The sequence below is a fragment of the Loigolactobacillus binensis genome, assembly GCF_005405165.1.
Classification (GTDB): Bacteria; Bacillota; Bacilli; order Lactobacillales; family Lactobacillaceae; genus Loigolactobacillus; species Loigolactobacillus binensis.
The window spans coordinates 23481-44556 of record NZ_BJDN01000015.1; the positions used below are offsets into that span (position 1 = coordinate 23481).

The following is a 21076-nucleotide window of genomic DNA, read 5'->3' on the forward strand; positions in this document are numbered from 1 at the left end:
GATTGAATTTATTATACAGATTTCTAGGCTAAAGTGGTATTAAAAAACAAAATTTAATGCGCAATTAAAAGTGAAATGCTAAAATTAAACTGTTGTCTATTGTGTAAAGCTGATCTTTAGAAAGCAGGTTACAAATATGAAATTTGTTGATCTTGGTCACAGTGGGTTAAAGGCTTCTAATGTTGCACTAGGTGTTATGCGTATTGATGGCTTAGCGGATGATACTGCGGCTCAAAAGGTTTTAGAAACTGCCGTTGCCAATGGTATTAATTTTTTTGATAACGCAGATATGTACGGAAAGGGCGCATGTGAGACACGTTTTGGTCGGGCCTTACGACAATCAAATATTAAGCGCGAAGACATTCTGATTCAAACTAAAGTCGGTATTTTAGATCACGCCTATGATTTTTCAAAGGCGCATTTAGTGGCGGCCGTCGATGGTAGCCTACAGCGTTTAGGCGTTGACTATGTGGATTCGCTATTGTTGCATCGACCGGATGCACTGATCGAGCCGGAAGCGATCGCGGAAGTTTTCAATGACTTGCAAAATGCAGGTAAGGTACGGCAATTTGGGGTCAGTAACATGAATCCGGGACAAGTTGAATTATTACAACATAGTGTACAGCAAAAATTGATCGTCAACCAATTACAGTTTGGCATTATGCATACTGGTCCAATTGATGCCGGAATACACGTTAATATGACTGATTCTCGCAGCGTTGATCATGATGGGGGCATTATTGAATATTCGCGCTTACATGATATGACGATCCAAGCATGGAGTCCATTTCAGTACGGTTTCTTCGAAGGTGTCTTCATTGATAATCCAAAGTTTGCTGAATTAAATGCTGAATTACAAAAATTAGCGGATAAATACCAGGTCACAAAAAATGCGATCGCGGTAGCGTGGATCCTGCGGCACCCAGCCCATATGCAGGTGATCCTAGGTAGTATGAATCAGACGCGGATCGCGCAAATGGCGGTGGGCTCGGATGTTGAGTTGACCCATCAGGAATGGTACGACGTTTATTTAGCCGCTGGCAATGATTTACCATAGAAACACAAAAAGCATTTGGAAATTTCATTCCAAATGCTTTTTGTATCGTCTAAGTGAAACAACTGGTTAATAGGCGGCATAAATATTAGGTAAGGTCGGGAATTTCTGCAGGTAAATCTCCCGCGCACGAAGTAATGGTGAAATTTCTGATTCGGCAGAGCCTTGATGGAAATAAAGAACGCGTTTGTCAGCGTGATTAGTCACGTCTAAATAAAATGAAACTGATGAGGTGAAAATCAAATCATAATCGGCAAAATCGGTGGTATCATAAGGCTCGATATCAATGTATTTAAAGCCGCTGTAAAGATCGAAATAACGCCGATAAAGCATGCTATCACCAGGGATCATTAAGCCGACGCGCAGATGGTATTCCTTCTTGTGCTCCGTGTAGATCGGTAATAGCAACTGGTACAATGATTGCACTAATTGTTCACGGTCTCCTTGGAAATCAGCATATTTTTCTGGTAAGTTGGCCACATAATCACCGATTTCGTGGTATAGCTCCGCATAATCATAGCCACCAGTTAAAATATTGCGTTCGGCGTTGGCAATGATCGTTAAGCTAGGCGTTACCCCGTTGAACAAATAACTAGTTAAGGAGACGTTGATCACATTTCCTAATAAAACGCGGTCTAAAACTAAACGTTTATTGACTTTAAAACTATTTTCTTGCATGTAATTTAAGAACTCAGTTGCAAATTGCCAAACCAAATTTCGTTGGCAATAAAAGTAATCCAAAGTGGTTTGCAGATAGGCGTCATCCTTACGGAAAATCGGCAACAAGTTCAATAATTGATAGCCAAAATGTAAGGCGGCCTGCTTGCGTGCAGCTGTAAAATCAGGGTAATGGCGTTCATCGATCAGATCGAGATCAAACAAATGAGCGTCATAATTTTGATTTCCTTTCAGCAAAATCTCATAGCGCTGATCATCCTGAACAAAGTTACCTTGGTGCATTCGTAAGCTGGCAACGGCTAAGATCAGTGGAAAAACATCTGAGCTTTCAAATTCACTAGGAACCTGTAAACGGGTCATAAATTGATCGCGCGCACCGACTGCTAGTGTTTCTAAATGCTCACCAAAAGGCCAGATCACACCTTCAGTAGCTAAACGGAAAATACAGAATAAGAAAAGAATCGTTTTACGTTCGTCACCAACAATATTCATGTGACTAAAAGTAAAGTGTAAGCCAAAGATGTGTAATTGATCATTTAAAGGCTTGATCTTACGGAATACTGTGGCACGACTGGTTTCATAACGTTTGCAGAAATCATCGATTGAAGGTTCATCTTCGGTCACTAAATAATAAATAGCTTGGTAAGGTAATTGATTTGAGATCAAATGATAGCGCAAGGTATTTAAATCGACCGTTAAATGAGTGGTGTCTAGGCTCCCGTTATCAGCGATCAATGAGCTGGCCGTTGGGTCGATCAAAGTCAGTTCATCAACTAAACCTTGAGTCAATTTATAGGCCTTGGGATAAGGTAGGTCAACGCGTTGGGCAATATCATTGATTGAGTAAACATCTTGGCGCATGGAGATCAGGGTACTATAGATACGAAAATATTGATAAGCACGATCATTTAGCATCATTTGTTCAAAGTTCATATTAATTATTTCCTCCAGAAATCATTAAGTCTGATCAGTAGTCATATATATTTAATCACTTAAATTGATTAAGCTATTCGGTTGCTTGCAGTCTGAATTTTAATAATATTCTAAGTTATTTGTAAACCACATACAAAATAGTAACACTTTATTGAGAAATTTTCACTCAAAATTATATGAAATTAATAATAAATTTTTGACGTAAATTAAATATAAACGGTTATTGACTAGCTGGTGGTCTAATCAAGTCAAAATTATTGGTCGTTTTTGACCAATTCAATCATGGACAATTTAATTAATAATCATAGATAGACGCATGAAAAATAATTTTAATTTAGTATTATTAGTGCTTGATTAAAACTATGATCATAAATATTAGTTTACCGAACCTGAAAGGCAACAAAAAAAGAATTTCAACATTATTGTTGAAATTCTTAAGTAAAGTCAACTATTTTTAGCGCTAAAACTTAGTCACGATTGTTGTTACCAAATAGAATGAGCAACCGTAATAATTGAAGGAAAGTGGCCAAGGCCGCTGCTACGTAAGTTAAAGCAGCAGCAGCTAATACACGGCGTACCATTGGCACTTCATCCGCAGCCAAAATGCCGCCAGTGGCAAGAATTTGGATTGCTCGTCGGGAAGCATTGAACTCAACTGGTAGTGTAACTAATTGGAAAAGCAATGCCAGTGAGAAAGCAGCGATCCCAATGTTGATCAATGTATGGTTCATTCCTAAAATAACACCTAACAGGATCAACGGAAAAGACAACGTCGAGCCAATATTGGCTACCGGAACGATCGCGGTTCGTAACCGCATGGGGATATAGTTGCGCTGGTCTTGAACTGCGTGACCACATTCATGGGCGGCAACACCAATGGCAGCAACAGAAGTTGATTGTGCTGTTGAAGCAGATAAACTGAGGATCTTAGTTTGACCGTTGTAATTATCAGTCAGGTCGCCAGCAATTTCTTGTACATCAACATCGGTAATTCCAGATTGTTGAAGGATGTAGCGCGCCGCGTCGGTGCCCGTGACGTTACTGCGGCTGTGGACTTCATCATAACGGCGGAAAGTTCGATTAACGTAGCTTGAAGCGGCCATTGAGATCAATAGGCCAATAATGACTAAAATATAAGTAGGATCCCAAAAAAACATAGTTAGTCACGACCTTTCAGAGTGATAGTGAGTTTATTATGTCAAAATCGTGGTGAAAAGTACTCAGTCTAAAGACGGATTAAGCTTGAACTGTAGCTAGGCGTGCTTGATGATTACTGATGATCTGGTCGGCGATAGCGGCTGCCAAATTAACGTTTTTTAGCAGTGGACCGTGAGCATAGCTGCCGATTGTCCCCTTGTAACGCATACCTTCAACCCCATCTTCTGGATTGTTACCATAACCAGTGATCATTTTGCCTAAGGGTTTTAATTTTACATTATCGTCAAAATAAGTACGACCGCTGTGATTCTCAAAAGCCTTGACTGTGCCCCATTCAGTTTCAAATTCGGTATCACCGATCATGCGCGCGTCCGCTTTAAAAACAGTGTGCAGTGGTAAAATACCTAGCCCCTTAATTGTCGTCCCTTCACTAGTTTCGTAATAATCGCCTAGTAATTGATAGCCACCACAAATTGCGAGCATTGGCTTGCCGGCTTCAATATAATCCGCAATGGTTTGGCTATGGCGTAATAAATCTTTGGCGACAACTGTCTGTTCAAAATCCTGACCACCGCCAAAAAAAAGGAAATCATAGTCCTGGGCGTTAAATTTTGGTGTGTCGATACTGACATCATCAACTTGAGTTTCGTAGCCCCGTTGTTTTAACAGGTAACTAAGGATCTTAACGTCGCCGCTGTCACCATAGGTATTCATTAAGTCTTCATATAGATAAGCGATTTTAATAACTCCGGTCATGAAAAGGTTCCTTTCTATTACACGATTAGGGTAAAAAGTGCATCTTACTGCTTCAGGCGGACATACCAGCAGAGCGTTGGCCTACTTAGTAATTAAAGTAAAATTAGTTAGCATAGATTTCCCAAAAAAGCATAGCATATCTTGCGGTGATGAACAATGCATTAACTTTGTTTGGCTTGCCATTTAGCTAACTTACGTTGCACCAGGGCAGTTAATTCAGCATCGCTAGTATCCAATTTTTGGAGTAGCGCACAAGTGACTAACAGAACGTCGACGTACTCCTCCTTGGCATCTGCAGTTGATAAATGTTTATAGCCATCACCGGAGACTTTTTCCATTGAAAGCAATGCCTCGGCCGCTTCGCCAACTTCTTCGCTTAATTTAATTGCTTGTTGTTCTAAAGTTTTTGGTTCTTGCTGTGAAAGCAACTTGATCGTTTGCCATAATTTATCCATATTATTTCCGCTAGTCTTCAATTTGCATGCCCCGATCAGCAACTACATTGGAGAATACAATTTGAGTAGTCGTTCGACCGAATTGTTGTAAATGATTGATAAAATCATCCAATTCTTCAGTTGAGCGGTAGATCACTTTCATGATCATAGAATACTGGCCGGTGATACAATCACATTCTAAAACGTTGGCTGTGCTATTTACAAAACGGTAAAATTGTGGTTTTTGCGTTGGTTGAAGATCTAAACTAACGTAAGCTTTTATTACATATCCTAAAGTCTTATAATCCACTTGGGCCTGATAACCGTGCAGCAATGTTTGTTCTAAATGATTTAACCGTGTTGCAGCTGTTGGTGCCGAAATAAACGCTTGTTGTGCAAGATCTTTTAACGAAGTACGTGCATTTTTTTGTAAAAGATTCAATAGTTTACGATCTGTTGCGTCCATATAATGACCCTCCAATTAGAACTTAGCCTGTGATAAAGTGAATTTTCCAGTGGATTCTTTAGTAAAACTAAAAGCGATGCTTAAAAAAGGCATGAAAATAAGAACTTAGCCGCATTATATCACAAAACCAGTTGTTTGTGATATCTTATAACATATAAAGCGATTGTGCAGTGCACATTAAAGGGATTGCTTTTCGTAGCCTGACTTGCTGTTTTTCTTAAGCAAATATAATCAAAATCCGGGCTAATTCTAAACTGGAATAGATATACTCAGTTTTGTTATTCCGGCTTAGCTCAGTTGGTAGAGCGTCTGACTGTTAATCAGAATGTCGTTGGTTCGAGTCCGACAGCCGGAGTTATTCGACCAGTAGCGATTGCTACTGGTCTTTTTTTATTTTTTTGCGATAATAGACTAAACAAAATTTTTAATAGAAACCGAGGGTTGCCCAGTGATAACATTTTTCGTAGGCTTGTTTTATGTGGCTTTGATCGTTACCGTAGGTTTGATCGTTTACCGGGTATATTTATTAACTAAACATGAGCGTGTGCGTGGACCTAAAGTCAGTCGTTATGTATTGTATGCTGCCGCTGCAGCAATGGTTTGCGCTATTGTGATCGGCGCATTACTCCAGAAATAACAAAAGCCACCGGCTGGGTGACCGGTGGCAAAAAAAGGAGTTGGGGTGAGTTTACGTTGGGAGGGCGTAAACTCTTTTTTTCATACTTTGGAGGAGAATGAAAAAGTTAGGGTTATCTGGTTGTTGGGTATAGATCAACAGTGCCGCTAAAGTGAATCAAATTTGATTGGCTGAAGCGTTCTGTTTATCTATGCTACCTACTATAAAGAAGAAATGTGAAGAAAATATGATGAATTCTGCATATAAATTTGAAAATAAACTAAAAGCAGACTTAAATGTACTGCTAAGTCTAGGTAGCAGTATACTTAGGTTAAGTAATAATAGTTATTAACTTAAAAAGAAGCAAGGGGGATTAAGGATGACAACAATTTTAGCTTTAGTTAAACAAAATGATGCGTTATCACATTTACAACAAGAATTACCTACCGATGTGCGGCTTTTGACGGCGGATAAAATGACAGCTTCTGCGTTAAGCCAAATTGATATTATTTATGGTTGGAATCAAATGGGGCAACAAATACTAGCTTTACCTGATCATCAAGTTAAATGGATTCAAACGATTTCGGCCGGTGTGGATGCACTGCCTTTAGCACAATTGCAACAGGAGCATATTTTATTGGCTAACACTAGCGGCATCCATGCAGAATCAATCGCTGAATCGGTGTTAGGGATGCTATTGATGCATGTACGTGGTTTGCAACAGTCGGCGGTACAGCAAACTAAGGCGCAATGGCAAAAGCCAGAACATCATCGGTTGACGACTTTAAAAGATAAAAACTTGTTGATCTATGGAACTGGTCATATTGGCCAACGAATTGCGGAATTAGCCACTGCAGTGGGGATGCACGTCAGTGGTGTTAATCGTAGCGGCCATGCGGCGCCATATTTTGCGGCAACTTATACAATGACGACTGCGCCGCGCGCATTGGCACAAACAGATGTGATTGTTAATGTTATGCCGCTGACAGCGAGCACGCAGCATTTTTTTTAATGCCACATTTTTTGGCCAACTACAGCGGCAGCCGATTTTTGTTAATGTAGGGCGTGGACCGTCAGTGGACACAACCGCACTATTGAATGCACTACGGCAAAAACAAGTGGGCTTTGCCGCCTTAGATGTTTTTGAACAGGAACCATTACCAACCGCTGACCTGTTGTGGCAACAAGATAATGTGTTATTGATGCCACACATTTCTGGTATTTTTGATGGGTATATGCGCGCGGCTAACCAAATCTTTTTGGCCAATTTACAACAATTTTTAATCAATGGGCAATTAGCTCAAAATCAGGTAGATTTAACCCAAGGCTATTGACGTGTATGCCGATTTTGCGTATTCTGATTAGAAATCTATTAGAAAAGATCTGATCAAATGCAACTTCGTCCGATTATTCCAGCTGATAATCAGCAAATGAAGGCAATCATCCAAACTTCACTGGCCGCATACCATTTAAATTTACCTGGGACCGCTTATTTTGATCCACAACTGGATCATTTAGCAGAATATTACGCACAGAAGCCTAACAGTCAGTATTGGGTATTAACGGCTGCCACTGGTAAGGTCATCGGTGGGGCGGGCGTTGGGATGTTTGCGGCGGAACGTGGTATCGCTGAACTACAAAAATTGTATATTCTCCCCACCTTTCGTGGCCAGGGTCTTGCCCATCAGCTGATGCAGCAGGCGTTAACCTTTGCACAACAGTATTACCAGCAATTGTATCTCGAAACCTTTTCTGTCCTGCAGCCAGCTAATCGACTTTATCATCAATACCAGTTTGAACCGTTAGCGGCGCCGCTAGTTGGTAGTGAGCACAGTGCCTGTGATACTTGGTATTTGCGTTCACTACATTAAAGCGCTGTCAATCTAATTCTGAAAAGCACCCCTAATTTTTCAGAAAAATTATTCCCATTATTTTTGATTATGTGTTAGAATAAAGCAGTAAATGTACAACTAGATTGGCTCGGATTTTTAATCACGGGTTGGTCGTTGTAATACAATTTAGGAGGACTAATATTTATGTCATTAGTACATGGTACTGAACTGTTTGCTGCTGCTCGTAAAGGTCATTATGCTATCGGTGCGTTTAACACAAACAACTTGGAATGGACTCGCGCTATCTTAGGTGCTGCTCAAGAATTAAACGTTCCTGTTTTGATCCAAACTTCAATGGGCGCTGCAAAGTACATGGGTGGTTATGAACTTTGCCAACAATTAGTTGAAGCAACGATCAAATCAATGAACATCACGGTTCCTGTTGTTATGCATTTAGACCATGGTAACTACGAAGCTGCTAAAGCTGCTATTGCTGCTGGCTACAACTCCGTTATGTTCGACGGCCATGATTTACCATTTGCTGAGAACTTAGAAAAGACTAAGGAAATCGTTGCTTTAGCTCATGCTAAAGGCATCTCCGTTGAAGCTGAAGTAGGTTCAATCGGTGGTGAAGAAGACGGTGTCGTTGGTGAAGGTGAATTAGCTGACGTTGAAGAAGCTAAACAATTAGCTGCAACTGGCATCGACTTCTTAGCAGCCGGCATTGGTAATATCCATGGCCAATACCCAGCTAACTGGAAAGGCCTACACTTCGATCGTTTACAAGAATTAGCTAACGTCATCGAACAACCACTTGTATTACATGGTGGTTCAGGTATTCCTCAAGCACAAGTTGAAAAAGCAATTTCAATGGGTGTTGCTAAATTGAACATCAACACTGAATGCCAATTAGCTTTTGCTAAAGCAACACGTGAATACATCGAAGCTGGTAAAGACCAAGAAGGTAAAGGCTTCGACCCTCGTAAATTATTGGCTCCTGGTACAAAAGCAATTGAAGATACGGTTAAAGAAATCATTGGTTGGATGGGCACAAAGCCAGTTAAATTAGTTCCTGAAGAACTTTAATTTAATTTAATCTAACTAAGTTGAAAATAGATCAATTCCATTAAGGAATTGATCTATTTTTTTACGCCTAAAAATCAGTTGTAATGCCTACCTCTCAATTAAAAAGTGTGTGATCAGCAATGATTGAAACACCGCAAGCGGCCCTATAACGATCAATGGCGCAAACCATACCCACAAATATTAATTAAGATCAAGGTGTCTTTGAATGTAGTGAAATAAAGATGAGCCTTAGTTTGTACAGCCCAGAATTAAATTACCTGCATCAGTCTATGTGTTATTGTATGATATTAAATAAAAGTCTGCTCTTATACCATTTGCTGAGAAAAACCTAATCTTGAAGGTTGATTTGTCAATAAGAGTACTGATACAAGGTGTTTAGTGAAATCAGCTATAGATAAAAATTTTTCAAAAATTATTTTGCAATAAAAATTATCGCGTGGTATGGTAGAGAAGAATATTAATTATAATAGGATAATATTTTAACGAGGAGGCTTACCATGACAGCAATCGTACAGCTAGTTGAGGCCCAGTACGCTGATCTTTCCCGGCAAGAGCGTAAGGTGGCGTTAAAAGTAATGCAGGAACCAGAACAAATTCAGCAAATGAGCATCAATCATTTAGCCGAAAGTGTCGGCGTTAGTAACGCAACGATCACCCGCTTTGTTAAAAAAATGCAGTGTGCTAATTTTTATGAATTTAAACTGCGTTTGGCTAAAGCTGGTGCACCAAATCCGGTTATACCAACCAAGGGAACGATTGCTGATGATGTTTATGATTTTTATCAGAAAGTCTTAAAGGCAACACAACAATTGCTGGATCCAGCAACATTAGCGGCTGCGGTGAAGCTGATGCAACAAAGTCAGCGGTTGTACATTTTTGGTTTGGGAAGCTCCGGTTACACTGCTAATGAAATGACGCAGCGGTTATTGCGCATGGGGATCACGGCTTTTGCTATGACCGATAGCCACATGATGTATATCACTAGTGGTATTATGCAACCAGGCGACGTGGTGTTGGTGCTATCAACTTCTGGCAACACCAGTGAAGTCAACCAGGCAGTATCGGCAGCTAAGGCTAACGGTGCACAAATTATCGCTATCACTGGTTTCACTCATAGCCCATTACTGGAACAGTCAAATCTAGCAGTGGTGGTGAAAAACAGTAATTTTGTGGACAACAGCCGTTTCGTCAATTCTCAGTTTGCGTTGACTTACGTACTGGATATTATGACGACAATGTTACTGGAAAATGATGATTACCGAGCAAAAATGGATCAGACAGTGGAAATGATCATGAATAATAAATTGAAGAATAAATAAAAATAGCTTTTTCAAAGGCTCAGTTACGCGAATACCAAACGACAGTGCTTATTCGGTTTCATTGTGAACTAGCAGCCCTTTTTAATTGGTGTGAAAAGCCAAAAATGCAAGTGCCGCATGATCAATGCGGGTCACTTGCATTTTTAGATAGCGCTGGCTAGATAAGCCTGCAGTCGCGTTGTGTTATTGGCTAAAAAACTGGGCCGGTGCAGGCTTTATCGCCAGTCTAAAAGATTAATTAAAATGGGATTTAGCTATTTGCTACGTGAACTGCTTAAAAATAGAGATATTGAACTGATTGGAAAATGATCAGAATGATTAGGCTAGGCAGAAAATTAGACACCCGAATTTTAGTTAATTTCATGATGTTCAAACCGATAGCAATGATCAATAGACCGCCGATCTGACTGATACCGGCCATTAAAATCGTTAACAAGGCTTGGGGAACATAGCTGACGAAAACACTGGCCAATAAGGTGATCAATCCTTGATAGATGAAAACGGGGAAACTGGAGAACAATACACCTAGACCTAACGAAGCAGTCAACATAACTGCCATAAAGCCATCCATTACAGCTTTTGTATACAGTGTTTGATTATTACCAGAAACACCGCTTTGAATAGCACCGATGATTCCCATTGAACCGATCACAAAAATTAAAGTGCTGGTGACGAAACCTTCCGCAAAGTTACTATTATTTTTAGCAAAGTGGTTTTGTAGGAATAAACCAAAGCGATTCATGCCGGTTTCGATTTTTAAACCTTCACCTAGCAGGGCGCCTAAACAAAGACTGATCAAAATTAAAATAAATGAATTTGTTTTAAGTGCCATTTGTAAACCTAGTACTATCACGCCGATTCCAATACCCTTAGTAACGGTATCTTTGGTTTGCTCGCTAATGTTACGTAAGACAGTACCCGCCAGGCTACCACCGACGATTGCCAGACCATTAACTATTGAGCCCAATAAAATCATGAATTATCCCCATCCTTTAACGCTAATTATTAAAATCGTATCATAAATTAGCGAAAGAACAAATAGGTATTAGGTAATCTGATGAAAATAATTCGCGAACAAAGGATGTTTTGGTGGATACAAAAAAGATCGTCAGATGACGATCTTTTTAAACGTATTAGCCTTGTGTCGAATTATGAGTGTGGCTTGGTGCTGTGTCCGACAGTGCGTTAAGTGTCGCCATATCAGAGGCGCTAATGACAAAATCTAATTGGGCATTATTTTGGATATGGTCAGTACCGACTGCTTTAGGTAACGGTAAAATATCGTTTTGCAAGCAAAAACGCAATGCCAACTGAGCGACACTAACATTGTATTTTGCAGCTAAAGCCTTCATCTGCGTATTTTGTAACATACCGCCAGTAGCTAACGGCGAATATGCTTCGACTAGAAGACCGTTCTTTTTAGCAAACTCAGTGATCTTAGGTTCAGTAAAACCAACGTAGTACTGGATCTGATCCACCATAGGTTTAACTTTAGCGGTGGGCAGAATGTTTTCCAAATCATGGACGTTGAAATTAGATACGCCGATAGCTTTAACTTTACCAGTAGCGTAGATAGCTTCCATTGCCCGCCAAATTTCAATATTTTCTTGGTCACAATTTTTACCGATCTCCGTCCATGGCCATGGTGCGTGAACCAAATATAAATCTAAATAATCAATATTTAATTGTTCCATGGTACTGTTAAAATCGGCCATAGCACCGGCATAAGTTTTAGTGGCCCCAGGTAATTTTGACGTCACGAAAATTTCTTCCCGCGGAATACCGGAGTCACGAATAGCGCGGCCAACATCGGCTTCATTACGATAGGCCTTGGCCGTATCAATATGCCGATACCCCGTTTTTAATGCGGTTGCGGCTGCTTGATAAGCAGTGTCACCAAGAGGAACCTGCCACATACCAAACCCAACCTTGGGAATCTTGACGCCATTAGCTAACTTAAATGTATCTGTTAAAATTGCCACGATTTTTCACCTACTTTTATAAATTGATCGAACACTTTAATTATACGCGTTTTAGTGAAAACTAGGTCAAAATGTGTTGCTGAATCTAGTGTAAAACGTTCTTACACGTGGATTATATGGTAATATAGTGACAATAGTTAGATGCGCTAAAAAATAATTTGTAGCAAGCGCATCAGCAACTTCAAAGGGTTGATTACTTTTGAAACGGGGAGCACACAACATGACACAGAAAAATAAGGCGTACCACATCAGTATCCTGGCAATGTTTATTGCGGTTATTATTATTCAAAATTTTATTCCGTTGTTCGGTTATATTCCACTTGGTTTGCTGGATCTAACGACGATTCACATCACTGTGATCATTGCTGCAATTATTTTAGGGCCGCGGGATGGCGCTTTAGTTGGTGGTGTGTGGGGGCTGATCACGTTTATCCGGGCTTTTACGTCGCCAACTAGTCCGCTGGCGCCATTGGTTTTCACCAACCCAGTGGTTTCGATCGTACCGCGGGTTCTGATCGGCGTGGTCGCCGGTTGGTTGTTCATCTGGCTACAACATAAAATTAAACGGACGCCAGCGATGATGGTGGCGGCCTTGGCCGGTGCATTGATCAACACACTTTTAGTGCTCGGGTTAATTTATCTATTTTATCGAACACCGGCGGTTGCTAAGGCCTATGGTACTGCTGATATTAGCCGTCTTGGTGGCTTATTATTAGTTGTTGTGGGGACCAATGGTATTCCCGAGGCAATTTTAGCCGCAATTGTGGCACCACTGATCTGCACACCGTTATTACGCTTTCGTAAATGAAAAGCACACAGTTCAATACAAAGCGCTCCGCCTACTGTCAGTTTGCAAGTAGGCGGAGCGCTTTGTTGATGAATTAGTCATATTCGTTGTTGTTTTGCATATAGACGATTTCGTCATAAGAAATCTGTTCACGAAGTTGACTGGCCGTGTTGGTGGAAATTTGCTGATCCCGAAGTTGATTTTCAACATAGTCATATTCATATTGAAAAACGGTGATGAATAAATGCATTTGCTTCTGATTGGTATCGTCAGGATTGTTGAAGCGGCGATGGCGAACGCTATAGGATTGGCGCACTAATGCAATGGCAGCATAGGTTTCCGGAGTCGTCTGCTGATTTAAGTAATCAATGACTGCATTGTAACCATATTCTTCGATCTGTGCCAATCGCTGCCGTTGCGGTTTTAAATGGTTACTTTTTTGTTGCAATTGTTGATATTGCTGTTTCATTAGGCGCCTTTTAAATAAAAATTTACCACGAAATTTGAATAATAGTTTAAAACGCAGCAATAATAAACGCCAAGCTGATTGCCGCGCTGTATAATTATTAGCAGTTAAAAAGCGTTGGTACCAAGCCTCCAGCTCAGCAGTTAATTTACCCTGTTGTTTAAGCTGGGCTAAGGCGGTTTGTTCAGTGGCTTGAGCCTGCACAAAAAATTGTTGCACTTGTTCTCGACTTGGCCGTGTGTAATCCTGTTTTTGGTGATAAAGGGTCTCCAGAACAGTTTGCTGTGCCACTGTGTTTGCGGGACTATTTTGTAACTGTTTAATCGCATAATCCAGCATGTCATTCCGCACTAAGCGCAAATTAACTGCGGCCACCGGTTGTGTTGTTTTAGGTAGTAGCAACGGAATGACAAAGGTAGGGATGAGCAGACTCAATAAAATAACACTGGCAGCGATGAAAATGATCTCGTCACGCATGGGAAAGCTTTGCCCAGCGCTGATGAATGGAATTGATAGAGCCATGGATAAGGTTACCGTACCGTGAATACCGCCCGTAGCCATTAAGGCACTGATCGTCGTGCGCGAATGGTCGCGCATGTAAAGTCGAATAAACCCAAAATAGGTCCAGAAAAACCGCAATCCAGTAGCAAGCAAATAGATCAACAGCGCCAAACCGAATAAAGCGACGGCATGTAATGGGTGCTGTTTGCTTAAGGTCCAAATCACGGATGGTAAGGTCAGGCCGAGCAAAACAAAAACAAAGCCATTGAGAATATCACTAATAATTTGCCAAGTCGTTTGGGACACAAATTGGACTTTAGTGGAAGTTAGGCGCAAACGATCTTGTTCAACGCCATGGATCAAACCGGCCGCAACAACGGCTAAAATACCCGAAGTGCCTAATTGTTCAGCGATAAAATAAATTAGAAAAGGGGTTAGAATCTGAATGGGTAGGAGGATCTGCACCGCACCAATATCGTGTTGTCGTAATAAAATACGTAATTGCACAATAACAAAGCCAAGCAAGGTACCGACCAATAAACCACCTAAGAAAACGTAAAAAAAGTCAGCGATTCCATGACCAACTGAAAAATGCCCTGAACTTAGCGCTCCCAAACTTAATTCTAAAGCGACGATCCCGGTGGCATCGTTGAATAAAGCCTCATTTTCTAAAGTACTCAAAATACGTTTTGGTAAGGGTAAATTGGTGGTGATCGATTTTACAGCAACGGCATCAGTTGGACTAACAATGGCACCTAAAGCAAAGGCTAATGGCAGTGTAAACAGTGGCACTAAAGCGTGAATACTAACGCCTAAGACGATCACGGTAACGACGACTAAGGTGATCGCCAGTGACAAGGTGGTGCCTAGATTACGCGATAGGTCACGCCGCGAAATATTTTGCGCATCGTTAAACATTAATGGTGTAATGATTGCGTATAAGAAAATAGACGGATCAAGCTGATAGTTATGGTAAAGCGGCAGTAACGTAAATAATAGACCCATACCAATTTGGTAAAAGGCTAACGGAATCTTGGCGTAAAGCCCGTATAGAATATTTGCGGCGATGACGGCGCCTAACAATAAAATGATCGCAAAAACGGCTTCCAAAATATTTAGCTCCTTTGCATGAGTGAAGTAGCGGTATTGTGCTTGCATTATACCGCAGTTAGATCAGGTTTCAAACAGTTGTTAAGGCACCATAAAAGGCGTGGTGACCGAAAAATCGGACCCACGCCTTTTTAAATTTTATGCCAGATCATGCTAAAACCTGGACCCCTAAACCAATCAAGCCAGGACCAGTATGCACACCTAAAGCAGGTGAAACATTACCAGTGAAAATATGTTCTGCCTGAGGATAAAGTTGGTGAAGCTCAGCAGTAAGTTGAGCGGCAATCTTATGATTAGCACCATCGGCTACAGCTAAATTGAAGCGTTTCGCCCCAGCAATCGTGTCGGCCAGTAGTTTTTTCATTTTTAGCAACGTTTTTTTCTCGCCGCGGACTTTAGCGATCGGATAATAAATACCATTTTCATCACAAGAAATGATCGGTTTAATGTTAAGCAGTGTACCGGCCATTCCGGCAACACGGCCAATACGACCACCTTTTTGCAAATAAGTTAATGTCGGTACATAGAAAAAGACCTTTGTGCGTTTAGCAACGGTACGAAGCCGGGCTTCGATCTCACCTTTATGCAGTCCTTCTTCGCTAAGTTGTGCCGCTAAAATGGCCGTTAAACCACTGGCAATACCAATATTTTTGGTGTCGATCACGCTGACATCTAGCTCAGAAACTCGTGCGGCTAATTGGACCTGCTGATAAGTGCCGGATAATCCACTAGAAATACAGATCGCGATCACTTCTTTATAGCCATCAGCTTTAATATTAGCAAAGGCCTCAGCAATTAGGTTACCGGTTGGTGAAGCCGTCTTAGGAATTTCTTTATCTAAATTGGCATAAACCGTTTCTGGATCGATGGTGACTTTATCCAAATAAATCTCATCCCGGTAGGCGATCGTCATTGGGACCATATATAGGTGGTGTGCCGCAATAAAATCGGCAGGCACATCTGAACAAGAATCGACGAGAATTGCTACGTGTTGGCTAAGTTTAGTCATGAAGGTTAACTCCTTTATTAATATGCGGCGCATGTTGTAACAGCCGCCTACTGATCAATTGATAAATAACGGTGGTTACTGCCGTTTGCTGTAGAGCATCTGCCCAAATAAATTCGGTATTGGTTGGCAGTGGTACCGCTTGGGCCGACTGCAATGTTTGTAATTGTGTTGTGAAATTGGTGATAAAACGATCATAAGCTGCTTGCGCCGATAATGCGTTTAATTCACCAGCAAAACCGGTACGGATCATTTCCAAGGGGAAAACAGTTTTCAGCAAGGTTAAGGTGACCACCGCAGCTAAATGTTCACGCCGATAACGTTTTTTAACTGGTTTGAACATGACCTTGTGCTTGACATAGTTATTGATCATTGCCGGGGTTACTGGATCTAAAGCTAACGGAGCTAGATATTGATTCACTAAATTGACCAATTGCTCCATATAGATATCAAAATCCGGAAAGTCTTTCCAGTAGGGAAGCTGCAAAGTTTGTAGCTGAGCCAACCAAGTTGGAAAGTCTTCTGCTATTGGTGCCATTGTTTGTTCCTCTTTTACTATTTGATTATTGACAGTATAAACTTATCATCTAGTTTTGTAAACTAGATTGTGCGGATATACAATTTGCTAGCTCTAACTCAGTAAAAAGGCAGGCTTTAACCTGATCAAGGCCAAGCCGTGATCAAAATTGGTTTAGGGCTTTGCCGTTAGTTTCTAAAATTTACTCAGTTATGATTAAGCATTATTTGACAAATTAAAATGAATGCGCGATACTCATAAAGTTAACAGCATATACTATATAGCACGTTAACAAAATAAAATGGGGAAATGGTGGCGTTGGTATTATGCAAACCGTTAAACAGCATTCACGACTTTTATTATTATTAAGCTTAATTGTTATTATTCCGTTGCTATTATTATTCATTGCCATGAATTTTGTGGCCTATGAGCAACACACAAGCACTAGTCGTATCAATGTTGCCGTGGTCGATCAAGATCAACCGGCAAAATTTCAAGGCAAAACAGTGGCCTTAGGTGCAGGGGTCAAAAAGCAACTATTACATAATCATCAGGTGACGTGGCATTTTGTTTCTGCCCAAGTAGCTAATGCACGGTTGAAAGATGGAACGTATTTGATGAAGGTCACTTTACCACATAATTTTTCTAAAAACGCGACGACGGCCTTAAATGCACGGCCTAAAACTAGTCATATCAAAGTCGCTTTATCTGACCACAATAATTTTGCGTCACATTTGATCACGCAGCAAGTGGCAGAAAAGCTACGGGCGGAAGTGGTCGCTAATGTCCAGCAGGCCTATGATCAAAACGTATTCACGGCACTGAAACAATTGGGCAGCGGTGTTAGCCAGGCCCACGCTGGAACTAAAAAGTTAAAAACTGGGACCACACAATTAAGTTCCGGTAGTAAACAATTAAACAGTGGTTTAACGCAATTACAAAGTAAAACACAACCTTTGGCCTCCGGAGTTTACCAACTTTATTCCGGTAGTGCTACATTAAACACTGGCGTCAAAAGTTATACGAACGGCGTTAGTCAACTTAACAGTGGATTAGGAACGTTACAAGCAGGCACCGCACCGCTAGCATCTGGCGTAACACGTTTAGCCACTGGTAGCAAACAGCTAAACACAGGTGTTAAAAGTTACACTGCTGGCACTAGTCAACTCAATAATGGTTTAGCAACTTTACAAGCAGGTACTGTTCCGTTAGCGTCGGGAGTAGCACGGTTGACCACCGGTAGTGGTCAAGTCAGTGCTGGCATCCAAACCTATACTAATGGTACTAGCCAGCTTAATACTGGTTTAACAGCACTAAAGGCTGGAACAGGTCCATTAGCTACTGGTGTGGCGCAATTAACCACTGGCAGCGGTCAGCTTAATAGTGGCATTCAAACCTATACTGCAGGTACCAGCCAACTTAATAGTGGCCTGGCGACCCTAGTCAAAAACAATTCGGCACTTAATAATGGAACGCAACAAGTTAGTACTGCCGTCAGCCAATTAACCACTGGTAGTCAACAATTGCAAAGTTCCTTACAGGCTGCGGCCGATAAAATTGATCAACAATTAGCCGCAGGAAAGCCACAGATTGCTCAATTAAATAGCGGTTTAACGGCCCTTAATCAAGGTATTAGTGACTTGAATAATAATGTGAATGGAACTGGTAGTCAGCAATTGACTAACGATTTAACAACAGTTGGTGGTGCTTTGACTAGTATGAAAACGTCATTGACTAGTGTTCAAGGTAGTATGAATTCTTTGCAAACCAACTTAACCACTGCTGGGACTAACTTTACGGCGGCTGGTACTGCGGCCACACAAGTTGCTACAATTCTTGGGGATACCCAAGTTGCGGCCGCAATTTTTAAAGCCGATCCAGCGGCTGCAATCAAATTAGCCGAACTCAAGGGAACCTTGACTAAGAATATGACGGCTGGGGCAACTGCATTGACTGCTGCGGCAACCAATGCAACTAGTGTGGGGACGGATCTAACTAGTACAGGAACTTCACTGGCTAAAACACAAGCTCCAATGACGGATGTTCAAACACAGTTAAAAACTTTGCAGGCGGGGGTAGCAAAATTAGCTGATCAGAATACTGGTGCACCAGCAGCAGTCAGCGGGACTAAAAAAGCAATTGCAACACTACAAGCTGGACTAACTGAAGTCAGCACAGGTTTACAGCAACAAGGTCATACAGCAAGTACAATGGGCGCCATTCAGGCTAGTGGTGCTATTCATGATGGCCTGGTCAAGGTTAGTGCTGGTCTAAATGGCTCCAGTGGCCTGATCGCTGGCATTAAGTCTTATACAGCAGGTGCGCAACAAGCAGCAACCGGCAGCAGTCAGTTAGTGGCCAATAACGGTCAATTAACTTCAGGGTCGATACAAGTTGCTAATGGGTTAAATCAGCTCAATGGTCAGGTACCGACACTGACTTCAGGGGTAACTAAGTTGGCTAACGGTAGCCAGCAGTTGGTGGCTAATAACAGTCAATTAACTTCAGGGTCGACACAAGTTGCTAATGGGTTAAGTCAACTTAATGGTCAAGTGCCAACACTGACTTCAGGAGTAACTAAGTTGGCTAACGGTAGCCAGCAGTTGGTGGCTAATAACAGTCAATTAACTTCAGGGTCGACACAAGTTACTAATGGATTAAATCAGCTTAATGGGCAAGTACCGACGCTGACGTCAGGAGTAACCCAATTAACCAATGGTAGCCAGCAATTAGTGGCCAATAATAATCAGCTCACTTCAGGGACCACTCAATTAGCTACTGGCTTAGGCCAACTTAATAGCCAGATTCCGACATTGGTCGCCGGCGTTAAACAGTTAACGACAGGTGCTGGTCAATTGGACAGCGGTTTAGCCCAAGAAAATGCAGGGATGAACACACTTAATAATAAATTAGCGGCTGGCAGTCAAAAGGTCAGCAACTTAAGCTTTACTTCAGCTAATGTGGATCATTTTGTGACGCCAGTGGCTAATCAAACCCAGGCAGATAATCTAGCTAAACCACTGTTATCCGTTTTGGCGCCACTAGTGATTTTTATGGTATTGTTTATCGGTGCGATCCTGACAGAGCTTGGCTTTAACCGTTATAGTCAACGATTCCAGGCACAACCACGACGCCAGAAATTTGCGTTATTAGCAGCAGCAATTATTTTACAGGCCGTTGGGATCGCGATTGTTACCATACTGATGGGGATCAGTGTGGCGCATCCAGTTAGCCTGTTACTGTTATTGTTATTAGGTAGTGGTCTATTCACCTTGATCGTCTTTAATTTTGATCGTTGGTGGGGAACATTAGGGGTTTTGGCAACCTTAGCGATTCTATTTATTCAACTGATCGTTTCTGGTGGGTTATTACCTAACGCTATGCTTTCCGCCGTTTATCGTGGGATCAGTACGATTTTACCGGGAACCTATTTGCTTAACGGGTTAAATTATGCCTTAAACGATTTAGCTACTAAACCGGTGCTCAATGGCCTGATCTTGATTATTTTTGCCGTTATTTTCAGTTTACCTTTTGTCTTTAAACGACAATTTAACGCGCTAAATCATGGATAATATGGTACGCTCAATATAAACAATTGAGAAAGCGAGTAATTCAGGATGAGTCAGGCGCATGATGCTTTATTAGAAGCGTATATTGATGTTTACATGTCAGGGTTTAAATACATTAGTGATCTCGTTTCGGAGCCAACTAAGGAATTTAATTTATCCTTTGAACAGTTTTTGATCATGCGCGATATTGCTGCCGGTCAGCAAGTTGCAATGTCGGATATTGCGACTAAACGTGGTGTGACTAAGGCGGCTATTTCGCGGCAGATTCGCGTGATGCTGGAGCATAACTACATTGAACAAGAACGTGATGCCAATGACCGGCGCCGTTTATACTTGCGGTTAACGCCGGAGGGCCAGAAGGTTGCGCAAGCAATTAATCAGGCCATTCACCAGCGCTTTCATGGTTGGGTTGCCTTGTTTGGTGAAGAAGAGGCGCAAGAATTATTGCGCCTAATGCGTAAGGTCAGCACTAAGATCATCCATCAGGACGGCAAATAAATGACGGAAAATGGGAATGATCTAAAATTGATTGTGGCTTAACGCTGGTTAGCTACATGAACCTATAATTTTGGCGTATGTGCTAAAGACGGGTTTGAAAATAAGCAGTGGCTAGGACTTTTGTCCCGGCCACTGCTTTTGTTTTCAAGCAGATTATTTTCAGATTGACTTGTGCTTTAATAGTCGGTAAGTGAATGGTTTAATCACTTGAAAAAAAGCTTTGCCCAAGTTATACTTTTTTTGTAATGAAAGCGTTTTATGATCGTTTCATAACAAAAAGGGTGTACCAAAAAAATAATTTTTACTGG

At 41.3% G+C, this 21076-nt stretch carries 20 protein-coding genes and 1 tRNA gene; 11 read left to right on the top strand and 10 right to left on the bottom strand.

The window, feature by feature from the left end; all coding sequences use genetic code 11:
- Positions 1-136: 136 nt before the first annotated feature.
- Positions 137-1057, top strand: coding sequence for an aldo/keto reductase (locus tag FFM78_RS08115; RefSeq protein ID WP_137637943.1), 921 nt, complete (start codon positions 137-139; stop codon positions 1055-1057).
- Between the two features lie 66 nt (positions 1058-1123).
- Here FFM78_RS08115 and FFM78_RS08120 read toward each other — a convergent pair whose 3' ends face one another.
- From FFM78_RS08120 to FFM78_RS08140, 5 genes are all read right to left on the bottom strand, one after another.
- Positions 1124-2665 carry a helix-turn-helix domain-containing protein gene (locus FFM78_RS08120; RefSeq protein ID WP_137637944.1) on the bottom strand — a complete coding sequence of 514 codons (1542 nt, stop codon included), beginning with the start codon at positions 2663-2665 and terminating at the stop codon, positions 1124-1126.
- A gap of 467 nt (positions 2666-3132) precedes the next feature.
- Positions 3133-3822, bottom strand: a complete 690-nt coding sequence (locus FFM78_RS08125) for a zinc metallopeptidase (RefSeq protein WP_137637945.1) — start codon at positions 3820-3822, stop codon at positions 3133-3135.
- Positions 3823-3901: 79 nt separating this feature from the next.
- Positions 3902-4579, bottom strand: a complete 678-nt coding sequence (locus FFM78_RS08130; RefSeq protein WP_137637946.1) for a type 1 glutamine amidotransferase — start codon at positions 4577-4579, stop codon at positions 3902-3904.
- 161 nt (positions 4580-4740) lie between these two features.
- Positions 4741-5034 (bottom strand): MazG-like family protein, encoded by a 294-nt coding sequence (locus FFM78_RS08135; RefSeq protein WP_137637947.1) that lies wholly within the window; start codon positions 5032-5034, stop codon positions 4741-4743.
- Between the two features lie 10 nt (positions 5035-5044).
- Positions 5045-5479 carry an Lrp/AsnC family transcriptional regulator gene (locus tag FFM78_RS08140; RefSeq protein ID WP_137637948.1) on the bottom strand — a complete coding sequence of 145 codons (435 nt, stop codon included), beginning with the start codon at positions 5477-5479 and terminating at the stop codon, positions 5045-5047.
- 282 nt (positions 5480-5761) lie between these two features.
- Here FFM78_RS08140 and FFM78_RS08145 point away from each other — a divergent pair.
- The 7 genes from FFM78_RS08145 to FFM78_RS08170 all read left to right on the top strand — a co-directional run bounded on the left by FFM78_RS08145 (position 5762) and on the right by FFM78_RS08170 (position 10332).
- Positions 5762-5834 (top strand) — tRNA-Asn (locus tag FFM78_RS08145).
- 93 nt (positions 5835-5927) lie between these two features.
- Complete coding sequence (locus FFM78_RS08150; protein WP_137637949.1) at positions 5928-6116, top strand: hypothetical protein; 189 nt, start codon at positions 5928-5930, stop codon at positions 6114-6116.
- A gap of 358 nt (positions 6117-6474) precedes the next feature.
- Complete coding sequence (locus FFM78_RS08155; RefSeq protein ID WP_263390749.1) at positions 6475-7107, top strand: NAD(P)-dependent oxidoreductase; 633 nt, start codon at positions 6475-6477, stop codon at positions 7105-7107.
- Positions 7108-7141: 34 nt separating this feature from the next.
- A complete protein-coding gene (locus FFM78_RS14090) occupies positions 7142-7429 on the top strand; it encodes an NAD(P)-dependent oxidoreductase (RefSeq protein ID WP_263390750.1) in 288 nt (95 codons plus the stop codon).
- A 57-nt stretch (positions 7430-7486) separates the two neighbouring features.
- Positions 7487-7966 (top strand): GNAT family N-acetyltransferase, encoded by a 480-nt coding sequence (locus FFM78_RS08160; protein ID WP_137637950.1) that lies wholly within the window; start codon positions 7487-7489, stop codon positions 7964-7966.
- A gap of 165 nt (positions 7967-8131) precedes the next feature.
- Complete coding sequence (fba, locus tag FFM78_RS08165) at positions 8132-9013, top strand: class II fructose-1,6-bisphosphate aldolase (protein WP_137637951.1); 882 nt, start codon at positions 8132-8134, stop codon at positions 9011-9013.
- A gap of 497 nt (positions 9014-9510) precedes the next feature.
- Complete coding sequence (locus tag FFM78_RS08170) at positions 9511-10332, top strand: MurR/RpiR family transcriptional regulator (protein WP_137637952.1); 822 nt, start codon at positions 9511-9513, stop codon at positions 10330-10332.
- Positions 10333-10606: 274 nt separating this feature from the next.
- Here FFM78_RS08170 and FFM78_RS08175 read toward each other — a convergent pair whose 3' ends face one another.
- Together FFM78_RS08175 and FFM78_RS08180 are read right to left on the bottom strand one after the other, a co-directional pair.
- Positions 10607-11308, bottom strand: coding sequence for a DUF554 domain-containing protein (locus FFM78_RS08175; RefSeq protein ID WP_137637953.1), 702 nt, complete (start codon positions 11306-11308; stop codon positions 10607-10609).
- Between the two features lie 157 nt (positions 11309-11465).
- Positions 11466-12314 carry an aldo/keto reductase gene (locus FFM78_RS08180; RefSeq protein WP_137637954.1) on the bottom strand — a complete coding sequence of 283 codons (849 nt, stop codon included), beginning with the start codon at positions 12312-12314 and terminating at the stop codon, positions 11466-11468.
- 220 nt (positions 12315-12534) lie between these two features.
- Here FFM78_RS08180 and FFM78_RS08185 point away from each other — a divergent pair, with 220 nt between their 5' ends.
- Positions 12535-13122 carry an ECF transporter S component gene (locus FFM78_RS08185; RefSeq protein ID WP_137637955.1) on the top strand — a complete coding sequence of 196 codons (588 nt, stop codon included), beginning with the start codon at positions 12535-12537 and terminating at the stop codon, positions 13120-13122.
- 73 nt (positions 13123-13195) lie between these two features.
- Here FFM78_RS08185 and FFM78_RS08190 read toward each other — a convergent pair whose 3' ends face one another.
- The 3 genes from FFM78_RS08190 to FFM78_RS08200 all read right to left on the bottom strand — a co-directional run bounded on the left by FFM78_RS08190 (position 13196) and on the right by FFM78_RS08200 (position 16722).
- Positions 13196-15178 (bottom strand): cation:proton antiporter, encoded by a 1983-nt coding sequence (locus FFM78_RS08190; protein WP_137637956.1) that lies wholly within the window; start codon positions 15176-15178, stop codon positions 13196-13198.
- 148 nt (positions 15179-15326) lie between these two features.
- Positions 15327-16187, bottom strand: a complete 861-nt coding sequence (locus tag FFM78_RS08195; RefSeq protein ID WP_137637957.1) for a DegV family protein — start codon at positions 16185-16187, stop codon at positions 15327-15329.
- Positions 16180-16722 (bottom strand): DUF1836 domain-containing protein, encoded by a 543-nt coding sequence (locus tag FFM78_RS08200; protein WP_137637958.1) that lies wholly within the window; start codon positions 16720-16722, stop codon positions 16180-16182. The genes FFM78_RS08195 and FFM78_RS08200 overlap by 8 nt, the downstream gene beginning before the upstream one ends.
- 305 nt (positions 16723-17027) lie before the next feature.
- Between FFM78_RS08200 and FFM78_RS08205 the strand changes: the two genes are divergently transcribed.
- Together FFM78_RS08205 and FFM78_RS08210 are read left to right on the top strand one after the other, a co-directional pair.
- Complete coding sequence (locus FFM78_RS08205) at positions 17028-20273, top strand: YhgE/Pip family protein (RefSeq protein WP_137637959.1); 3246 nt, start codon at positions 17028-17030, stop codon at positions 20271-20273.
- Positions 20274-20318: 45 nt separating this feature from the next.
- Entirely contained in the window at positions 20319-20768 is a 450-nt protein-coding gene (locus FFM78_RS08210; protein ID WP_137637960.1) for a MarR family winged helix-turn-helix transcriptional regulator, read from the top strand.
- Positions 20769-21076: the final 308 nt, after the last annotated feature.

What these genes read in the sequence shown, in the direction of transcription:
- fba (WP_137637951.1), top strand. Translation starts at nt 8,132, where the DNA reads ATGTCATTAGTACATGGTACTGAACTGTTTGCTGCTGCTCGTAAAGGT.
- FFM78_RS08125 (WP_137637945.1), bottom strand. Translation starts at nt 3,822, where the DNA reads ATGTTTTTTTGGGATCCTACTTATATTTTAGTCATTATTGGCCTATTG.
- FFM78_RS08160 (WP_137637950.1), top strand. Translation starts at nt 7,487, where the DNA reads ATGCAACTTCGTCCGATTATTCCAGCTGATAATCAGCAAATGAAGGCA.
- FFM78_RS08155 (WP_263390749.1), top strand. Translation starts at nt 6,475, where the DNA reads ATGACAACAATTTTAGCTTTAGTTAAACAAAATGATGCGTTATCACAT.
- FFM78_RS08170 (WP_137637952.1), top strand. Translation starts at nt 9,511, where the DNA reads ATGACAGCAATCGTACAGCTAGTTGAGGCCCAGTACGCTGATCTTTCC.
- FFM78_RS08115 (WP_137637943.1), top strand. Translation starts at nt 137, where the DNA reads ATGAAATTTGTTGATCTTGGTCACAGTGGGTTAAAGGCTTCTAATGTT.
- FFM78_RS08200 (WP_137637958.1), bottom strand. Translation starts at nt 16,722, where the DNA reads ATGGCACCAATAGCAGAAGACTTTCCAACTTGGTTGGCTCAGCTACAA.
- FFM78_RS08175 (WP_137637953.1), bottom strand. Translation starts at nt 11,308, where the DNA reads ATGATTTTATTGGGCTCAATAGTTAATGGTCTGGCAATCGTCGGTGGT.
- FFM78_RS08135 (WP_137637947.1), bottom strand. Translation starts at nt 5,034, where the DNA reads ATGGATAAATTATGGCAAACGATCAAGTTGCTTTCACAGCAAGAACCA.
- FFM78_RS08120 (WP_137637944.1), bottom strand. Translation starts at nt 2,665, where the DNA reads ATGAACTTTGAACAAATGATGCTAAATGATCGTGCTTATCAATATTTT.
- FFM78_RS08195 (WP_137637957.1), bottom strand. Translation starts at nt 16,187, where the DNA reads ATGACTAAACTTAGCCAACACGTAGCAATTCTCGTCGATTCTTGTTCA.
- FFM78_RS08140 (WP_137637948.1), bottom strand. Translation starts at nt 5,479, where the DNA reads ATGGACGCAACAGATCGTAAACTATTGAATCTTTTACAAAAAAATGCA.
- FFM78_RS08130 (WP_137637946.1), bottom strand. Translation starts at nt 4,579, where the DNA reads ATGACCGGAGTTATTAAAATCGCTTATCTATATGAAGACTTAATGAAT.
- FFM78_RS08185 (WP_137637955.1), top strand. Translation starts at nt 12,535, where the DNA reads ATGACACAGAAAAATAAGGCGTACCACATCAGTATCCTGGCAATGTTT.
- FFM78_RS08210 (WP_137637960.1), top strand. Translation starts at nt 20,319, where the DNA reads ATGAGTCAGGCGCATGATGCTTTATTAGAAGCGTATATTGATGTTTAC.
- FFM78_RS08205 (WP_137637959.1), top strand. Translation starts at nt 17,028, where the DNA reads ATGCAAACCGTTAAACAGCATTCACGACTTTTATTATTATTAAGCTTA.